General features: G+C 71.4%; 16 protein-coding genes and 2 pseudogenes. 10 read left to right on the top strand and 8 right to left on the bottom strand.

Annotated features, from left to right (window positions below; all coding sequences use genetic code 11):
- Nucleotides 1–2: 2 nt before the first annotated feature.
- The 4 genes and pseudogenes from ABZY45_RS11500 to ABZY45_RS11485 all read left to right on the top strand — a co-directional run.
- The gene (locus ABZY45_RS11500; protein ID WP_356738505.1) at nucleotides 3–1388 is read left to right on the top strand and encodes an L-serine ammonia-lyase; all 1386 of its coding nucleotides are present in this window, start codon (nucleotides 3–5) and stop codon (nucleotides 1386–1388) included.
- Nucleotides 1389–1614: 226 nt separating this feature from the next.
- On the top strand, nucleotides 1615–1887 hold the full coding sequence (locus tag ABZY45_RS11495) for a hypothetical protein (protein WP_356738503.1): 273 nt from the start codon (nucleotides 1615–1617) through the stop codon (nucleotides 1885–1887).
- A pseudogene (locus ABZY45_RS11490) lies at nucleotides 1884–2068 on the top strand (DNA-binding protein); the annotation flags it as partial. The gene ABZY45_RS11495 and the pseudogene ABZY45_RS11490, both read left to right, overlap by 4 nt.
- 90 nt (nucleotides 2069–2158) lie before the next feature.
- A pseudogene (locus tag ABZY45_RS11485) lies at nucleotides 2159–2254 on the top strand (helix-turn-helix domain-containing protein); the annotation flags it as partial.
- Between the two features lie 164 nt (nucleotides 2255–2418).
- Here ABZY45_RS11485 and ABZY45_RS11480 read toward each other — a convergent pair.
- Together ABZY45_RS11480 and ABZY45_RS11475 are read right to left on the bottom strand one after the other, a co-directional pair.
- Nucleotides 2419–3261, bottom strand: coding sequence for a hypothetical protein (locus ABZY45_RS11480; RefSeq protein WP_356738501.1), 843 nt, complete (start codon nucleotides 3259–3261; stop codon nucleotides 2419–2421).
- Complete coding sequence (locus ABZY45_RS11475; protein WP_356738499.1) at nucleotides 3258–3512, bottom strand: hypothetical protein; 255 nt, start codon at nucleotides 3510–3512, stop codon at nucleotides 3258–3260. The genes ABZY45_RS11480 and ABZY45_RS11475 overlap by 4 nt, the downstream gene beginning before the upstream one ends.
- A gap of 648 nt (nucleotides 3513–4160) precedes the next feature.
- Here ABZY45_RS11475 and ABZY45_RS11470 point away from each other — a divergent pair.
- From ABZY45_RS11470 to ABZY45_RS11445, 6 genes are all read left to right on the top strand, one after another.
- Nucleotides 4161–4634, top strand: coding sequence for a carboxymuconolactone decarboxylase family protein (locus tag ABZY45_RS11470; RefSeq protein ID WP_356738497.1), 474 nt, complete (start codon nucleotides 4161–4163; stop codon nucleotides 4632–4634).
- A 174-nt stretch (nucleotides 4635–4808) separates the two neighbouring features.
- Nucleotides 4809–5708 (top strand): ABC transporter ATP-binding protein, encoded by a 900-nt coding sequence (locus ABZY45_RS11465; protein WP_356738789.1) that lies wholly within the window; start codon nucleotides 4809–4811, stop codon nucleotides 5706–5708.
- On the top strand, nucleotides 5705–6673 hold the full coding sequence (locus ABZY45_RS11460; RefSeq protein ID WP_356738495.1) for an ABC transporter permease subunit: 969 nt from the start codon (nucleotides 5705–5707) through the stop codon (nucleotides 6671–6673). Before ABZY45_RS11465 ends, ABZY45_RS11460 begins: the two co-directional genes overlap by 4 nt.
- Before the next feature lie 24 nt (nucleotides 6674–6697).
- Entirely contained in the window at nucleotides 6698–7123 is a 426-nt protein-coding gene (locus ABZY45_RS11455; RefSeq protein ID WP_356738493.1) for a GntR family transcriptional regulator, read from the top strand.
- Nucleotides 7124–7357: 234 nt separating this feature from the next.
- Nucleotides 7358–8365, top strand: coding sequence for a terpene cyclase (locus ABZY45_RS11450; RefSeq protein ID WP_356738491.1), 1008 nt, complete (start codon nucleotides 7358–7360; stop codon nucleotides 8363–8365).
- A 217-nt stretch (nucleotides 8366–8582) separates the two neighbouring features.
- On the top strand, nucleotides 8583–10868 hold the full coding sequence (locus ABZY45_RS11445) for an N-acetylmuramoyl-L-alanine amidase (RefSeq protein ID WP_356738489.1): 2286 nt from the start codon (nucleotides 8583–8585) through the stop codon (nucleotides 10866–10868).
- A 43-nt stretch (nucleotides 10869–10911) separates the two neighbouring features.
- Here ABZY45_RS11445 and ABZY45_RS11440 read toward each other — a convergent pair whose 3' ends face one another.
- The 6 genes from ABZY45_RS11440 to ABZY45_RS11415 all read right to left on the bottom strand — a co-directional run bounded on the left by ABZY45_RS11440 (nucleotide 10912) and on the right by ABZY45_RS11415 (nucleotide 16746).
- Complete coding sequence (locus ABZY45_RS11440) at nucleotides 10912–11127, bottom strand: EF-hand domain-containing protein (RefSeq protein ID WP_203182564.1); 216 nt, start codon at nucleotides 11125–11127, stop codon at nucleotides 10912–10914.
- 126 nt (nucleotides 11128–11253) lie between these two features.
- Nucleotides 11254–12066: a polysaccharide deacetylase family protein gene (locus ABZY45_RS11435; protein WP_356738487.1), complete on the bottom strand. Its 813-nt coding sequence runs from the start codon at nucleotides 12064–12066 to the stop codon at nucleotides 11254–11256.
- 378 nt (nucleotides 12067–12444) lie between these two features.
- The gene (locus ABZY45_RS11430; RefSeq protein WP_356738485.1) at nucleotides 12445–12960 is read right to left on the bottom strand and encodes an ATP-binding protein; all 516 of its coding nucleotides are present in this window, start codon (nucleotides 12958–12960) and stop codon (nucleotides 12445–12447) included.
- 251 nt (nucleotides 12961–13211) lie between these two features.
- Nucleotides 13212–13979 (bottom strand): enoyl-CoA hydratase-related protein, encoded by a 768-nt coding sequence (locus tag ABZY45_RS11425; RefSeq protein WP_356738483.1) that lies wholly within the window; start codon nucleotides 13977–13979, stop codon nucleotides 13212–13214.
- Nucleotides 13980–14066: 87 nt separating this feature from the next.
- Nucleotides 14067–15320 (bottom strand): Ig-like domain-containing protein, encoded by a 1254-nt coding sequence (locus ABZY45_RS11420; RefSeq protein ID WP_356738481.1) that lies wholly within the window; start codon nucleotides 15318–15320, stop codon nucleotides 14067–14069.
- A 205-nt stretch (nucleotides 15321–15525) separates the two neighbouring features.
- Nucleotides 15526–16746, bottom strand: coding sequence for an Ig-like domain-containing protein (locus ABZY45_RS11415; protein WP_356738479.1), 1221 nt, complete (start codon nucleotides 16744–16746; stop codon nucleotides 15526–15528).
- Nucleotides 16747–16771 lie beyond the last annotated feature (25 nt).

Genomic DNA, 16771 nt, shown 5'->3' with positions numbered 1-16771 from the left:
CCGTGGCCCTCTCGGTCTTCGACCTCTTCTCGGTCGGTATCGGCCCGTCCAGTTCCCACACGGTCGGCCCGATGCGCGCGGCCCGCATGTTCGCCCGCCGCCTCAAGAACGAAGGGCTGCTGGCCCACACCGCCTCGGTCCGGGCGGAGCTGTACGGCTCGCTCGGCGCGACCGGCCACGGCCACGGCACGCCCAAGGCCGTGCTGCTCGGCCTGGAGGGCGAATCGCCCCGCACGGTCGACGTCGAGGGCGCCGACGCCCGCGTCGAGGAGATCCGCGCCTCGGGCCGCATCAGCCTCCTGGGCGTGCACGACATACCGTTCGACGCCGACGAGCAGCTGGTCCTGCACCGGCGCAAGGCGCTGCCGTACCACGCCAACGGGATGACCGTCGGCGCGTACGACCGTGACGGCACCGCGCTGCTGGAGAAGACGTACTACTCGGTGGGCGGCGGCTTCGTCGTCGACGAGGACGCCGTGGACGGCGAGAACCCGATCGTCCCGGACGACACGGTCCTCAAGCACCCCTTCCGCACCGGCGACGAGCTGCTGAGGCTCGCCAGGGAGACCGGCCTGTCCATCTCCTCCCTCATGCTGGAGAACGAGAAGGCCTGGCGGACCGAGGACGAGATCCGCGCCGGGCTCCTGGAGATCTGGCGCGTCATGGAGGCCTGCATCGCGCGCGGCATGTCCCGCGAGGGCATCCTGCCCGGCGGCCTGAAGGTCCGCCGCCGGGCCGCGAACTCGGCCAGGCAGCTGCGCGCCGAGGGCGCCCCCCAGACGCACGCGATGGAGTGGATCACCCTCTACGCGATGGCGGTCAACGAGGAGAACGCCGCCGGGGGCCGTGTCGTGACGGCCCCGACGAACGGCGCGGCGGGCATCATCCCGGCGGTCCTGCACTACTGGATGAACTTCGCCGCAGGCGGCTGTACCGAGGCCGAGAAGGACGACGGCGTGGTCCGCTTCCTGCTGGCGGCCGGTGCCATCGGCATGCTCTTCAAGGAGAACGCCTCCATCTCCGGAGCCGAGGTCGGCTGCCAGGGCGAGGTCGGCTCCGCCTGTTCCATGGCCGCCGGCGCCCTGGCCGAGGTCCTCGGTGGCTCGCCGGAGCAGGTGGAGAACGCCGCGGAGATCGGCATGGAACACAACCTGGGCCTCACCTGCGACCCGGTCGGGGGCCTCGTCCAGATCCCCTGCATCGAGCGCAACGGCATGGCCGCGGTCAAGGCGGTCACGGCGGCGAAGATGGCGCTGCGGGGCGACGGCAGCCACAAGGTCTCCCTGGACAAGGTCATCAAGACCATGAAGGAGACGGGCGCGGACATGTCCGTGAAGTACAAGGAGACAGCCCGGGGCGGGCTCGCGGTGAACATCATCGAGTGCTGAGGTTCTGGGCCCTGACCAGCGCGTTCGTACCTTTCAGCGCTGTCAGGGCCTTCCCCCGCTCACACGATGGAAAGCCCCTGGGACAGACGTGAAAGTCCAGGCGGACCCCCCGCTGATGGGCGTGTGACCTGGGAGTGCGGGACACCCGCGCGGCGATGATGTCCTCGGGCACAGCGGATCGAATCATCACCCCTCCCATAACAAAAGTCTTGTTGACCTGGGTCCCATGGCTGCCACCCCGGCGCCCGGCGAAGGACCCGTGCGACCCGTATCGGTCTCGCTCCACGAAGGCACCATCGCTGCCCTCAAAGCACGTACAGGCAAGCGAGGGATGTCCGCCTACGTCGAGTCCCTCATCCAGCGACAACCGGAGCGGGACCCACTGCGCGAACTCATCGAGGATGCGGAGGCCGACCATGGCCCGGTCGACCGATCGGCCGTCGACGCCAAACGTGAAATCCTCCGCGGCGAGACGGCCGGCTCGGCGGACGCCGCGTGAGCGGCACGCTCGTCCTGGACTGCGAAGGCCTGTCCGAACTGGTACGACGCACGCCTGAGATCACCGAGTGGCTGACGGCAGCCGAAGCCGAAGACATCCGCGTCGTCACCAGCTCGTGGCCGCCACAGCGCTCACCTCGCCGGCCCCGGTGACCGTCCTGACGTCGGACCCCGAAGACCTCCTCCTCGCGCGGCTCGTGTCACCGTCCGACCGTGCCCCCGTACAGGTAGCGGCGCGCCGTGGTGAAGCGGCGCAGGGCGTCCGGCCTCTGATGCCGATGCCGGGGCTCGCTGCGGGCCTGGACATGGCGGGGGCCGCGGAGCTGCTCGCCGTGCACCCCAACACCTGCCGCTACCGGCTCCGCCAGGCCAGGGAGCAGGTCGGCCTGGACCTGGACGACCCCGACGAGCGGGTGGTGCTCCGGTTGCGGGCCCGGCTCTCGGACGGCGGTCCGGCAGGCGGAGCCCGAGACCGGCCGGTCGCCGCTCCGGCCGAGGGGTTCGCGGGGCCGAGACCCGAAGAGCGTGCGGTTCACGGCCGTTCGAAGAACTGGAGGAGACCGCCGGCGGAGAAGCAGAGGGCACCGGTGAGGGTGCCCCAGTTGGCGATGTCGGCGTTGCTCAGGCTGCCGGTGGCCGGGCGGGTGTACGCGGCGAGTGCCGAGACCATGAAGAGGACGGAGCCGAGCTGGTTCACGGCGACGATCCACCAGCCCAGGTCGCGGGGCAGCAGGCGCGGCCGGCCGTGGCAGATCTCGACGACGGCAAGGTGCCCGGAGATCAGGAAGAGCACGCAGCCGATCATGTCGGGCGCCCAGATGAGACGGTTGATCTGCTGCACGGTCAGACCTTGCAGGAAGGAGTCGAGCAGGTCGACGGCGAAGACCAGGGTGCCGGCGAACAGGACGAACGTGCTCAGCCAGTCGGCCCGTGACGGCTCGTAGCTCCACCATCGCCAGCGCCGGGTGACCAGGGCGCCTTCGCCCCCGGGGACGTGGCGCGGCGCGTTGATCACCTGGAGCAGGGACACGTAGCCGCCGGTGTTGAAGCACAGGCCGCCGGCGAAGTAGATCGACGCGCAGGTGGTGGCGTCGCCGGAGCCGAACTGGGCGACGGCGGCTCCGGCGGCGAAGAGCGCGCCGCCGAGGACGAAGGCGGTGGCGGCGATCGCGTTGAGCCTGCGCAGCCGGGCGACGGCGGTGTGGTCGGCGCGGGCGTGGTGGGCGGTGGCCGCCCCGGGGGGCTGGACGGTGATGAGCCCGCGTCGCCGGGCGAGCCGGGACTCCCAGAGCGCGTTACCGCCACCGGGTGGCTGCCAGGTGAGCCGTGTCGTGAACGGCCCGGCGCCCTCGGCGTGCTGTTCGGGCCGGCTCATGCGGGCGGGACGGCGGCGATGCCGCCCTCCTCCTCGGGGCTGATGAGGGCGCGTCGCTTCCTGGCTCCGCGCCACCACAGCGGGCGGACGTGGGTGAGGGCCACCAGGCCCGTGATCAGCGCGCGCCAGGACGGCGGCTGGGGCGCTCGGCCGCTGCCCTGTGGGGCGGTGGAACCTTGCCGCCCCACATGCGGTCGGGGCCCGGCAGCCCCGTCCGCCTGCGGGCGGGGGTTGTCTCCCGCTTCCCTCATGGCATCTCCCCAGATCTCTGAGGCGTGGGCGCCGTCGGCCACGGATCCCGTTGACCCCGTCGACTCTGCCAGAGCTGACCGGAGGCGGCCCGGCGGCGGAGCGCGCGTTCGTCCGATCAGCGGACGGCCGGGCACCAGCACCGAGCCGTCGCTCCGAGCCCTGTCGCGCGATGAGTGCGTGGGTCTTCTTCCCGCCACGCGAGCGTCTCCACCGGGCCGGACGGGGCGCTCGTGCACGGGCTGCACACCTCCCCCGCTCTCCCGCTCCTCGCCGGTCCGTAGGCCGGGCCGGCTACGGCCCACGGGCGCGGCACCACCAGCCCCATCACCTGTGCGTGGGCACGCGTGCCCAGCCGGACCGACCAGGCCACCCCGACGAGCAGGGCGCACAACAGCAGCGCGGCGAAGGGGGCCAGTCGTCACCGCGCTGCTGCTGGGCGTGTGGAAGTGGTCCGGCGGCTCCTGGCCCGGCGCCCTGGCGGGATTCCTCCTGCGCTGGCCGGCCCCCGGCTGACAGGCGTTCTGCTGACAGGTCCTCCGCCGACCGGCCCCACGGAGAGACGTACGTCACATCCGCGCCGTGTCACATCCGCGGGCGCCCGTTCCGTCGAAGCGGTGTAAGCAACGACGACAGCACGGGAGTGCATCATGAACGCTCGCTTGAACCTCTTCGGCAGCCCTCTCGCCGGCCAGTTCCTTAGGCACATCAACTCGGCCGACAAGGTGCTCTCGGACTCGGGGCTGCCGGCCGCCACGCAGGAACTGGTGAAGATCCGCGCGAGCCAGATCAACGGCTGCGGCTTCTGCACGGACATGCACACCAAGGACGCCGCGAAGGCCGGTGAGACCCCGACGCGCCTCCACCTGGTCGCGGCCTGGCGCGAGGCCACGGTGTTCACCGACGCCGAACGCGCCGCTCTGGCGCTGGCCGAGCAGGGCACCCGGATCGCCGACGCCGCCGGCGGCGTCACGGACGAGGTCTGGGCCGAGGCCGCCGAGCACTACGACGAGGACCAGCTCGCCGCTCTGACCGGCCTCATCGCGCTGATCAACGCCTACAACCGCATGAACGTCATCGTCCAGCAGCCCGCGGGTGACTACCAGCCCGGCCAGTTCGGCTGAGGACGCGGCAACCCGGCTCCCCGGGGCGCGTGGTCCGTGGACCGCATGCCCCGGGGAGCCGCGTTTGACAGCCGCGCCCCGCGAGAACCATGATTCCATTAATTGACTAATGGAATTGAGGCGAGGCGCGTGGCGGAGACGAACATTGCGGGCGAGGGCCCGGGTCCCTGGGCCATGGAGGCCCGGGGGCTGGGGAAGCGCTACCGACGCGGCTGGGCGCTGCGCGACTGCTCCTTCCGGCTGCCCGCCGGGAGGATCTGCGGGCTCGTCGGGCCCAACGGGGCGGGCAAGAGCACGCTGCTCGGCACGGCGTCCCGGCAGGTGGCGCCTTCGGAGGGCGAACTGCGGGTCTTCGGGGTGCCGGTGGACGATCCGGCGGTGTTGCCGAGGTTCGCCTACCTCGGGCAGGACAAGCCGTTGTTCAAGCGGTTCACCGTGGCGGAGACGCTGCGCATGGGCGGCGAGCTCAACCCCGGCTGGGACGCCGGGGCGGCGGAGCGGATCGTGCGCTCGGGGGACGTGCCCATGCACGCCGCGGTCGGCACGCTCTCCGGCGGCCAGCGCACCCGGGTCGCCTTCGCGCTCGCCTTCGGCAAGCGGCCCGACCTGCTGCTGCTCGACGAGCCGATGGCGGACCTCGACCCGCTGGCCCGGAACGAGATGAGCACCCTGCTGATGGCGGAGGCAGTCGAGCGCGGCACCACGGTGGTGATGTCCTCGCACCTGCTGTCCGAGCTGGAGGACATGTGCGACTACCTGCTCGTCCTCGCCGGCGGCCGGATCCGGATGGCCGGGGACGCCGACGCCCTGGTCCCCGCCCACGCCCTGGTGACCGGGGTGACCAGGGACGGTGAACTGCCCGCCGCCCTGACCCGGCACACGGTGATCGAGAAGCGTGTCCAGGGGCGGCAGTTCCAGGCGATGGTGCGGCGCGACGGCCCGCTCTCCGGGGACTGGCAGGTCTCCGAACCCAGCCTGGAGGAAGTGCTGCTCGCGCATCTGCGCTCACCGGACGCACCCGCGCTGTTCACGCCGGGCGCACAGCCCGAGACCGAAGGGGCCAGGACCGCATGAGCACCACCCTGACCGGAAAACCGACCGCTCGGTCCGCTCGCCCGGGGCTCCTGCGCGGGCTGACCTGGCTGGTCCTGCGCCAGCACCGGGCCACGCTGGGCTGTCTCCTCGCGCTGACGGTGCTCTGCTCACTCTGGATCGTCTACCAGCGCGGCCAGCTGACCGAGGTGCTCGACGCCCGGGGCTGGCCGGAGAAGACGGTGCCGCAGCCCGTCGTGGGTGCGGGCTACCGCAACCTCACCGCGCTGCTGGGACTGCTGCCCGGCGTCCTCGCCGTCTTCCTCGGCGCCCCGCTGATCTCCGCCGACCACGAACAGGGCACCGCGCGGCTCGTCACCACGCAGTCCGTCACGCGCCGCCGCTGGCTCGTGGCGAAGCTCGGCTGGTGCCTCCTGATCACCCTGGTGGTCTGCTCGGTGCTCTCCGCCGTCTTCACCTGGTGGTGGCGGCCCCACCGCTCGGTCCTGCCGGACATCTGGATGGACCCCTCGGTCTTCGACAACACGGGCCCCGTGCTCCCCGCGCTCGCCCTGTTCCTCACGGCCGCCGGTGTCACCATCGGCGTCCTGCTGCGCCGGGTCCTCGCCTCCATGGTCGTCACCCTCGTCTTCTGCGTGGCGGCGCAGACCGTGTGGGGCATGGTGCGGGACCGCCTGGCCGCCCCCCGCACGATCACGTACCCGCTGGACGCGGACTTCCCCGCACGGCTGAACGACGCGTACGAGGTGGACCGATGGGTCGCGAGCGCCGACGGGCAGCTGTACGGATGGGGGTCGTGCGCCGAGGCGACCGAGCAGGCCACGCGGGCGTGCGTCAAGGAAAAGGGCATCGTCGACAACGTCTTCGTATACCTCGATCCCAGCCAGATGGCGGCCATGCAGTGGACCGGCGCGGGCGTCCTGCTCGCCGGCACCGTCGCCCTGACGGCGTTCACCCTGTGGTGGGCGTCCCGGCGTCCGCTGTAGGACCGGCCACGTGCTCTACGTAAAATGTCGGCATTCGAGCGGAGGGTGATGTCCGTGGTCGTGTTCCGCATCGACAGACGCAGCGGCGTGGCGACGTATCTCCAGATCGTCCGGCAGGTCGAACAGGCCCTGCGGATGGGCGCGCTGGAGGAGGGGGACCGCCTCCCCACGGCCGCGCAGGTCGCCGCCACCACCAAGGTCAACCCGAACACGACGCTCAAGGCCTACCGCGAGCTGGAGCGCGCGGGGCTGGCGGAGGTCCGCCAGGGGGCGGGGACCTTCATCACGCGCACCCTTGTGGAGCCCGGCTCCGGTGATCGGTGGCCGCTGCGCGACGCGCTCGACGAATGGCTGCACCAGGCGCGCGCGGAGGGGCTCGGCGGCGAGGAGGTCCAGGCTCTTTTCCGGACGTCCTTCGAGGCCGTCTATCCCCCGGCGGCGGAGGACTGAGCGCGCCTGGCCCCGCCGGCCCGCGCACCCGGTGCGCCCGGTCCGCCAAGGGCCGGGCGCACCGGCGTACCCCTTCCACCGCCGTCCCGGTGGACCGTCGGCCCCCCGCCGCGGCCCGCTGACCGGGCGGGCCGGCCCGGCATGATCCGGACGAAAGACTTGGCGCGGCTTCCCTCCGCAACTCCCAGCGCGTTCACTGGTGGTGACGCATGGTGACTTCGACGAGGGGCGGCGATGAGCCAGATCGTTCTGCCGGTGCTCCACATGCCGTTCCGCGGTGCGGGGTGCAACCCGGGTGCGGCGGAGGCCGGGGAGGCCGTCCACCGGTGGGCCGGGGAGCAGGGCCTCGTCCTGTCACCCGTCGCCCGTACGAGGATGCTGCGTGCCCGCCCCGAGCTGCGGGCCTCGCTGCTCTTCCCCGACGCCTCGCGGGACCATCTCGCGCTCGTCTCCCGGTGGCTGTTCTGGGCGCTCCTGGTGGACGACGAGTTCGACGACGGAGCCGCCGGTCACGATCCGCGACTGTGCGGGGAGACCATCGGCCGGCTGGTGGAGGTGTTCGACGGCGCCGCCCCGCGCAGCCCCGTGGAACACGCGCTGGAGGACCTCAGAGAGAGCACCTGCACCGGCAGTTCGCCGGAGTGGGAGCGGCGGTTCGGACGCCACACCGTCCGCTGGCTCTGGACGCGTTACGCGGAGGCCGCCGAGCGGGCCGCGGGGCAGATGCCGAGCCGGGCCGACTTCGCGAGGCATCGGCTGGACTCGGGAACGATGCGCATGGTCCTGGACCTGCACGAGGTCGTCGCCGGGGTGGACCTTCCCGGGGCCGCGCGCGGCCTGCCCGCGTACACCGCTCTGCGTGAGGCTGTCGTCGCCCACGCGGGCCTGTGCAACGACATCTGCTCCGTACAGAAGGAGGCCGTCGTCGGGAACGGCCACAACGCCGTCGTCCTCGTCCAGCGCGATCGGGGCTGCACACTCCAGGAGGCGGTCAACGAGGCGGGCGTCCAGCTGTCCCGCATCGCCGAACGCCTCCAGCGCGCCGAGAAGGAGCTGGCCGGGCAGATCGAGGCGGCCGGGATCGAGGGACCTGCGCGGGCGGCTCTGGAGCGCTGCCTACGGGACTACCGGGCCCTGGTGCGGGGCGACTTCGACTACCACGCGCGCGCGGAGCGCTACACGCGCCCCGATCTGGTCGAGGCCGACCTGCGGGGCACGCTGTCCCGCTGCTTCACGGCCTGACTCAGGTCCGGCGGGCCCGCTTCACCGCCCGGCCCGGGTCCGGCGGGACGGCAGTCGGCCGACGAGGCTCCGTGCGTCCGTAATCGTGACCGGTCCGAGTCCGTGGAACTGGCACGGCCTGTGAAGAATGCGCGAAGATCGGGCCGTGAACCGGCCGGTAGCCGGTCACATCCCGCCCACTGCCGCCTCGGCAGTCATTCATCCTCGGGGACCAGACATGCGAGTGAAGCGAAGAATATGGGCCACGGCCGCCGTCGCGACGACGGCCGTGGCAGGTGTGCTGGTGTTCGAGGGGGTCACGGGCCTTTCCGAGGTGCCCGACGACTTCGGCGCCTCGTCGGGCCCGGCGCGGACCGAAGTGCACCGGTCCGCGCTGAAGGTGTCGAAGGACGGGACGAGCGCCTCGCTGCGACAGTCCGGCACCGAGCCGTTCAGCATGCTCGGCGTCACCTGGACCGACCCTTCGGCGAAGATCACCGGCACGGTCGAGGCCCGTACGCGCTCGCTGCCGAGCGGTGACTGGTCGGCCTGGCTGCCCATCGACACCGAGGTGGACGGGCGTACCGAAGCCGGGCGCCCCGGCACCCGTGGCACCACCGAGCCCCGATGGGTCGGGCCCTCCGACGGCGTCGAAGTGCGCGTGTCCGCCGCGGACGGCACCTCCGCCGGGCTCCCGGCAGGCCTGCGGCTCGACACCGTCGACCCGGGCCGGGTCGGCTCCGCTCCCATCGCGTACGCCGTGGACGCCACCGAAGAGCCGTCGGCCGATCCCACGGACGCCGCGCCGGAGCCCACCGCCCCGTCCACGGACCCGAGCGAACCTGCCGGCGGCGAGACCACCGGCCCGGCGACCGAGGCCCCCAGCCCCAGTGCCCCCGTGGACCCGTCCACGACGGCGGACCCCTCCCCCACGGCCCCCACCGGGCCGCCGTCCGCCACCGCGACCGCCGAGCCCACGGCGACGCTGCCGCCTCCTCTGCCGTCCACGGCGCCGAAGCCCCCGATCGTCTCGCGGGCCGGCTGGAACGCCGACGAGTCGCTCAACGACGAGTCCCCCGACTACATGGACACGGTCAAGGCCGTGTTCGTGCACCACACCGCGCAGACCAACACGTACTCCTGCGCCGACTCGGCCGCGATCGTCCGCGGGCTGCACGCCTACCACGTCCAGTCGAACGGCTGGAAGGACCTCGGCTACAACTTCGTCGTCGACAAGTGCGGCACGGTCTTCGAGGGCCGCAAGGGAGGCGTCGACCGCGCGGTGCTCGGCGCGCACACCTACGGCTTCAACCGCGAGACGGCGGGCATCGCCGTCATCGGGCTGTACACGGACTCCGCGGCCGCGACCGCCGCGACGACGGCGGTCGCCAGGGTCGCGGCGTGGAAGCTCGGCCAGTACGGCGTCAGTCCTTCGGGCACGGCCACGCTGACCGCGGGCGCCGACGGCACCAACTACGCCGGCAAGGCGTTCACCGGGGGCACGGCCTATCCGTTCGCCGCCGTCTCCGGGCACCGCGACGGCTACAACACCGAGTGCCCCGGCACGAAGTTGTACGCCCAGCTGCCCACGATCCGGGCTCACGCGGCCGGGCCCGTCACCGGTCTCGCGGTCAAGTCGGTCACCGGCGCCGCGCTCTCGGGCACGACGTACTACACGAAGGCCGACCTCACCGTCGGCTGGTCCGCGACCACCCCCGCCGTCTTCGTCACGAAGTACGAGCTGCTGGTGGACGGGAAGCCGGTCGCCACCACCACGGGCAGCGCCACCTCCGCCAAGGCCACCCTGGCCGTCGGCAGCCACAAGGTGCAGGTGCGGGCGACCCACCAGTCGGGGAAGACCTCCGTCTCCGCGGCGGCGACCGTCGTCGCCGACCGGACCGCGCCGGTCTTCTCCACGAAGCCGAGCCTCTCGCTGCGCACGGGCACGGTCAGCACGACGGCGGTCCCGCTCACCCTGAAGTGGAAGGCGTCCGACGCGGTGCAGCTGCGGGACGTGCGTCTGACCGCTCCGGTCGCCAAGACCTACGGCCCGACGACCACGAGCGCGTCGCACACGGCGAAGTCCGCCGTGGCGACGACCTGGAAGATGACCGCGTACGACCGGGCGGGCAACAGCCTGGCCGCCTCCGTCGCCGGCACCCCCGTCATCCTCCAGGAGTCCTCGGCGACGAGGAGCGGCAGCTGGACCACCAAGTCGTCGTCCAGCTATCTCGGCGGCAGGTCCTACTCCAGCGGGACCAAGAACGCCGCCCTGACCTGGACGTTCACCGGCCGCTCGGTCGCGTGGGTGGTGTCCAGGGCGTCGACGTCCGGACAGGCGTACGTCTACGTGGACGGCGTCAAGGCGGCGACGGTGGACCTGAAGTCCTCCACCACCAAGTACCGCCAGGCGATCTGGACGAAGTCCTGGTCGGCCTCCGCCAAGCACACCGTCAAGATCGTGGTGGTGGGTACGAGCGGCAGGCCCACCCTCACCACCGACGGCCTGGTCTACCTCAAGTAGCCGGGCCTCCGCGCCGGACCGGCACCTGCCGGCCCGGGGCGGGTCAGGCCTTGTTCTGCGAGGCCCAGAACTCGTCGAAGGTGAGCTCGCCGTCACCGTTGCCGTCGTGGGCGTTGATGACGGCCTGCGCCACGGTCTCGGTGACGTAGGGGTCACCGAGCTGAGCCATGGCGCTCTTGTACTCGGCCGCCGTTATGCTGCCGTCGCCGTTCTGGTCGAAGCGCTCGAATGCCTTGCGTGCCGACTCGATGTCCGCCACTGTTCCGCCCCTTCGTTAAGCGTTGTTGACGGAGGTCAGATTATCCGGCGGCCCGGACGGCCCCGGCATCGCTCCGCCGCTGGACGGATCGGGCCCGCGCGGGCGCCGGTGGGCGGGACGCGGGCGTCAGGTCAGCAGCTCCGTGGCGGTCACCGCGCGCATCCCGCGCCGGCCGATCTCGGCCAGGAGGAGGGGCAGGGCGGCGAGAGTGTCCCGGTGGCCGAAGTGCAGGCTCACCACGGCGCCGTTGCGGAGTTCGCCCGCGACCTTGCGGGTGACCGCCGCCGTCCCGGGCGAGCTGAGGTCCAGGGAGTCCACGCCGTAGGACAGGACGTGCGGATACCCGGCGCGGCGCGCGAGTTCCTGGACGAGCGGGGTGGCGTACCGGGCGCGGGAGGGCCTGAACCAGGTGCCGATCGACCCGGTGAGCCGCCGCAGGCGCTGGGCGCAGCCGGCGATCTCCGCGTACGCCCGGCCCTCGTCCATCGCGTTGATGTCGAGGTGGCTCTGCGTGTGGTTCCCGAGGTCGTGACCGCCGTCGAGGATCCGGCGCGCCATGTGGGGGTACCGGTCGAGCCAGCTGCCGACGGCGAGGACGGTGAGCCGGGCACCCGCCTGTTCGGCCTCGGCGAGGACGGCACCGGCCAGGGCCGGGTCGCCCTGGCCGTGGAAGGTGAGGGCGACCCGGGGACGGCCGGCGGGGCCGCGCTCGATCTGGACCGGCTGTCCGGGGAAGCGGCGCGGGGCGGGGGCCGCGGCGGAGGTGGGGCGCACGGCGTCGCGCACCTCGGGCGCGCCCCGTGCCTTCTCCGCCGTGCCCGACGAGGGCGGTGAGGATCCTCCGGGCGCGCACGCCGTGGCGGACGCGCCCGCCACGAGCGCTCCGGCCGCAGCCCGCAGGACGTCCCGGCGGGGCATTTCCGTCCCGCGACCGTCCATGCCGTGCACCTCGCGGGTCGGTTCGGGTGCTTTGTCCCCCGAGATTTCACACACAGTAGGACGAGATAACCGGAAGGACGAGGGAGACACCCTCACGTAGTGATCAATGAATCACGCGGTGAAGTGGAAGAATGTGTGAAGAATGCCAGGCGCGTGACCCATCACACCTGTGATTACGAAGCGAAAAGAGGCATTATGTTGGGCTATTGCCCGTTTCGCCGCTTTGGCTCCTCGGTCGCCCGTCTGCCATAGTCGGTGACACGACCTCCTCCGACCCGAGCCAGGTCCCACGTGCGGCCGTGGACACACCCCCCATTCCACGGCCCCCTCAGAAGCCCCCGACGCGCCCCACCCCGGCCGACCGGGGGCTTCTGCGTGTCAGCGGTCCGAGGTGCGCATCTCGAACCAGGTGGTCTTGCCGCGAGGCAGGAGATCGACGCCCCAGCGGTCGGAGAGCTTGTCCACGAGGAAGAGCCCTCGTCCGCTCACATCCATCTCCCGGACCGGCATCAGACACGGCAGCCCGCGCGAGGGATCCCGCACCTCGATCCGGACCCAGCCGCGACGTCGCAGCATCCGCAGACCGAAGACCCGCGCACCGGTGTGCCGCACCGCGTTGCCCACAAGCTCCGAGACGAGCAGGACGCCGTGCTCGGCGGTCTGGGCGGGTAACTGCCACTGCCGCAGCATCACGCACGAGGTGATCCGGCGGGCGGTGGCGGCGGACTCGGGGCGGGAGGGCAGGCGGACTTCGTCCTCCGTCGGATTACCGAACAACTCCAGCGCCTTGAACGCCTGTTCGTCTTCGCCGGCAGTCATCCAGCGTGCCGCCGTCGCGCTGCTGCGCGGTCGCGGCTGCTCCACACCCTCCAGGCCCGCCATGCCCCCCATCATGGCCGCACACAACGCTCTCCGTGACCGTTCCGACGGAATCCCTTGCCCGGAACCAGTCATTCCGGGCTGGTTCTCCGGCATATGCCAGGGGCAGAAAGGGGGGTGTCACACCCCACCCCACCTGCGCCGACACGGGCGGAGCAAGCAATTGCACGGGCGGAGCGGACGCCGCATCTTAAGGTTCTCTTAAGGTGCGGCTAATCCGCCCACACGGATGAACGCACGCGCCCCTGTACGCAACTCACGTTCGGTCAGAGGAATTTGGCCTTGCCCGGGCCCTCCTCCACGAAGCTGCGCATCCCCCGCTCCCGGTCCTCCGTAGCGAACAGACCGGCGAACCAGTTGCGCTCGATCGTCAGTCCGGTGTCGATGTCCGTCTCCAGGCCCGCGTCCACGGACTCCTTGGCGGCACGCAGTGCGATCGCGGGCCCACGGGCCAGCCGGGCGGCCCACGCGTGCGCCTGCTCGTACACCTCCGCGGCGGGCACCACACGGTCCACCAGGCCGATCGCCAGGGCCTCGTCGGCCCTCACCTGACGGCCCGTGAAGATGAGGTCCTTGGCCTTCGACGGGCCGACGAGCCGGGCCAGGCGCTGGGTGCCGCCGGCGCCGGGGATCAGGCCGAGCAGGATCTCCGGCTGGCCGAGCTTCGCGTTGTCGGCGGCGATCCTGAAGTCGGCGCAGAGCGCCAGCTCGCAGCCGCCGCCGAGGGCGTAGCCGGTGACGGCGGCCACCACGGGCTTCGGGATGCGCGCCACGGCGGTGAAGGAGTCCTGGAGGGCCTTGGAGCGCGCGACCATCGCCGCGTGGTCCATCACCTGCATCTCCTTGATGTCCGCGCCCGCCGCGAACACCTTCTCGCCGCCGTAGAGGATCACCGCCCGCACGTCGTCGCGCCGGCCCGCCTCCTCGGCGAGCTCGCGCAGCCGGTCCTGGACCGCGACGTCCAGGGCGTTCATCGGCGGGCGGTCCAGGCGGATCGTGCCGACGTTGTCGCTTACTTCGAGGGTTACGGTCATGGGGGCAGGTTAACCGTCGCTAACGACAGCGGGCCCGGTGCCGTTGGTCACAGCACCGGGCCCGCTCCCGCGTACGGGCGGGGGGATCTACTTGATCCACTCCGACCAGTCCATGTTCCAGCCGTTGAGTCCGTTGTCCGGCTGGATCACCTTGTCCTTGGAGTTCTTGACGATGACGACGTCGCCGATCAGGGAGTTGTCGAAGAGCCACGCGGCGGGCGTCTTGCTGTCCCACGCGCCGCGCACGTCCCGCAGACCCACGCAGCCGTGACTGGTGTTGGTCGTGCCGAAGATGCCCGACGCGCCCCAGTAGTTGCCGTGGATGAAGGTGCCCGAGGTCGACAGGCGCATCGCGTGCGGCACGTCCTTGATGTCGTACTCCCCGCCGAAGCCGACGGTGTCACCGTTCATCCGGGTCACCTTGAGCTTCTCGCTGATGACCATCTGTCCGTTGTACGTGGTCGTGGCCGGAGCGCCCGCGGAGATCGGGATGTCCTTGATCTGCTTGCCGTCCCGGACCACCTTCATCCGGTGGGAGCTCGCGTCGACGGTGGAGACCTGGCTGCGCCCGATGGTGAACTTCACGGTCTTGGCCTGCTTGCCGTAGACCCCCGGCCGCCCCTCGACGCCGTCGAGGTCGAGCCGCAGGGTCACCTTGGTGCCGGCCGCCCAGTACTCCTCGGGGCGGAAGTCGAGGCGGTCGTTGCCGAACCAGTGCGGCTCGATCTGCACGGCAGGCTCCGCCGTCACGCTGATCGCCTTCTCCACGGCCGCGGGGTCGGTGATGCCGCGGGTGAAGTGGATCGACACCGGCATGCCGACGCCGACGGTCGAACCGTCCTCCGGCGTGTACTGGCCGATGAAGGTGTTCTGCGGGACCAGCGTGGTGAAGCTGGTGTCCTTCGCGGACTCACGGCCCTTGGAGTCCTTGGCCACCGCGTGGACGGTGTACTTCGTCGCGGCGGCGAGGTGACGGTCAGGCACCCAGCTGCGGCCGTCCCCGGCTATCTTGCCCCCGACCTCCTTGCCCTTGGGGTCGGCCACCTTCACCGTGCTCAGCTTGCCCTGGGCGGCCGTGATCTTCAGCGCCCCGCTCGTCGCCACGTCGTCGGCGCCGTCCTTGGGCGCGATGGTCACCACGGCCTGCGATGCGCTGGTGTCGTCGACCTTCGCGCCGCCCGCCTTGCCCTTGTCGTCGTCGCCGGCGTTCGCGTTCCCGCCGCAGGCGGTCACCAGCAACAGCAGCACCCCCAGGACCGGAGCGAGAAGGACGGGGGCCTTACGCCCGCGCCGTCCTCCGCTCGTACCGGCCCACTCCCCCGATATCGGCTGCCCGTTCAATGTGGTCGTCTCCCCTCGCACGGCCCTGGCCCCGCCACGGCCCGCACCCCCGCGCGCTGTACATGCACGCCCGGCGCTAGATAATCACACCGCGCGTAAGGAGAACTCCTCCGGAATGTCACTGTTCGGTCCCAAGTCGTCCCACCCGGCCCCCGGATGGTCCCGGAGACGGTGTCTCCGGGACCTGTGCAGGTCGGACCGGGGGTCACCGCAGGGCGGAGCCCGCCTTCCACTCGGGCCAGCCGAGGTTCCAGCCGCCGAGGCCGTTGTCCGGAGCGACGGTCTTGTCCGCGGAGTTGACCACCTCGACGACGTCGCCGACGAGCGTCCGCTCGAAGAACCATCCGGCGGGGGTGTCGGAGCTGCCGCCCTTCACGTCACGCAGCCCGATGCAGCCGTGGCTGGTGTTCTCGGAGCCGAAGACGTCCGGGGACTCCCAGTAGTTGCCGTGCAGGAAGGTGCCCGACTTCGTCAGCCGCACCGCGTGGGGCACGTCCTTGATGTCGTACTCCCCGCCGAAGCCGACGGTGTCGCCGTTCATCCGGGTCACTTCGTGCAGTTCGGAGACCACCATCTTCCCGTTGTACGTGGTCCGCTTCTCGGCGCCCGCCGAGATCGGTACGGTGCTGACGAGTTCGCCGTCGCGCCGTACCTCCATGGTGTGTGCCGCGGCGTCCACCAGTGAGGTCTGGGACCGGCCGATACGGAAGGTCACCTTCTTCCGCTGGCTGCCGTAGATCCCGGGCGCACCCTCGACGTCGCGCAGCCCCACGTCGACGGTCACCTCGGTGCCCGGCTCCCAGTAGCCGGCGGGACGGAAGTCCAGCCGGTCCTTGCCGAACCAGTGGCCGACGACCTCGACCTCGGGCTTCGTGGTGATCCTGATGGCCTTCTCCACGGCGGCACGACGGGTGACCGGCCGGCTGAAGTCGAAGGAGACGATCATTCCGGTGCCCACGGTGGACCGGTTCTCCGGCTTGAAGTAGCCGATGAAACGGTCCTCGGGCACCAGGGTGGTGAAGGTGGTGCTGCGCGCCGAGCGGTGGCCGTCCTCGTCGACGGCGACGGCCTCGACGCTGTACTTGCCGGCCAGTCCGAGCCGGTACCCCTTGTCGCGGGGCGCCCATGAACGGCCGTCCTCGGCGATCCGGCCCGGTACCTCCTGGTGTTCCGCGTCCTCGATCCGTGTGACCTTCACCCGTTCGAGCCGTCCGCCGGGGACGGTGACCCCGAGTCGGCTGTCGGCGCCGACATCGCGCGCCCCGTCCTCGGGGACGATCCGGATCGCGTCCCCGGGTGCGCGGTCGTCCCCGAACAACGACCTCGCCTCGGTGCAGCCCGTGAGTACGGCCAGCACGGTGAACAGTCCTGCCCATGTCAGCACGGCGGCCGAACCCGCCCGTGCTCTCTTCGCTTCGTGGTTCACGCTCCCCCAACGACGGGACCGCCCG

Origin of the sequence: Streptomyces sp. NPDC006516 (assembly GCF_040611875.1) — a bacterium.
Lineage (GTDB): Bacteria > Actinomycetota > Actinomycetes > Streptomycetales > Streptomycetaceae > Streptomyces.
The sequence above is the reverse complement of the archived record's forward strand: the minus strand, read 5'-3'. Positions and strand labels throughout refer to the sequence as shown.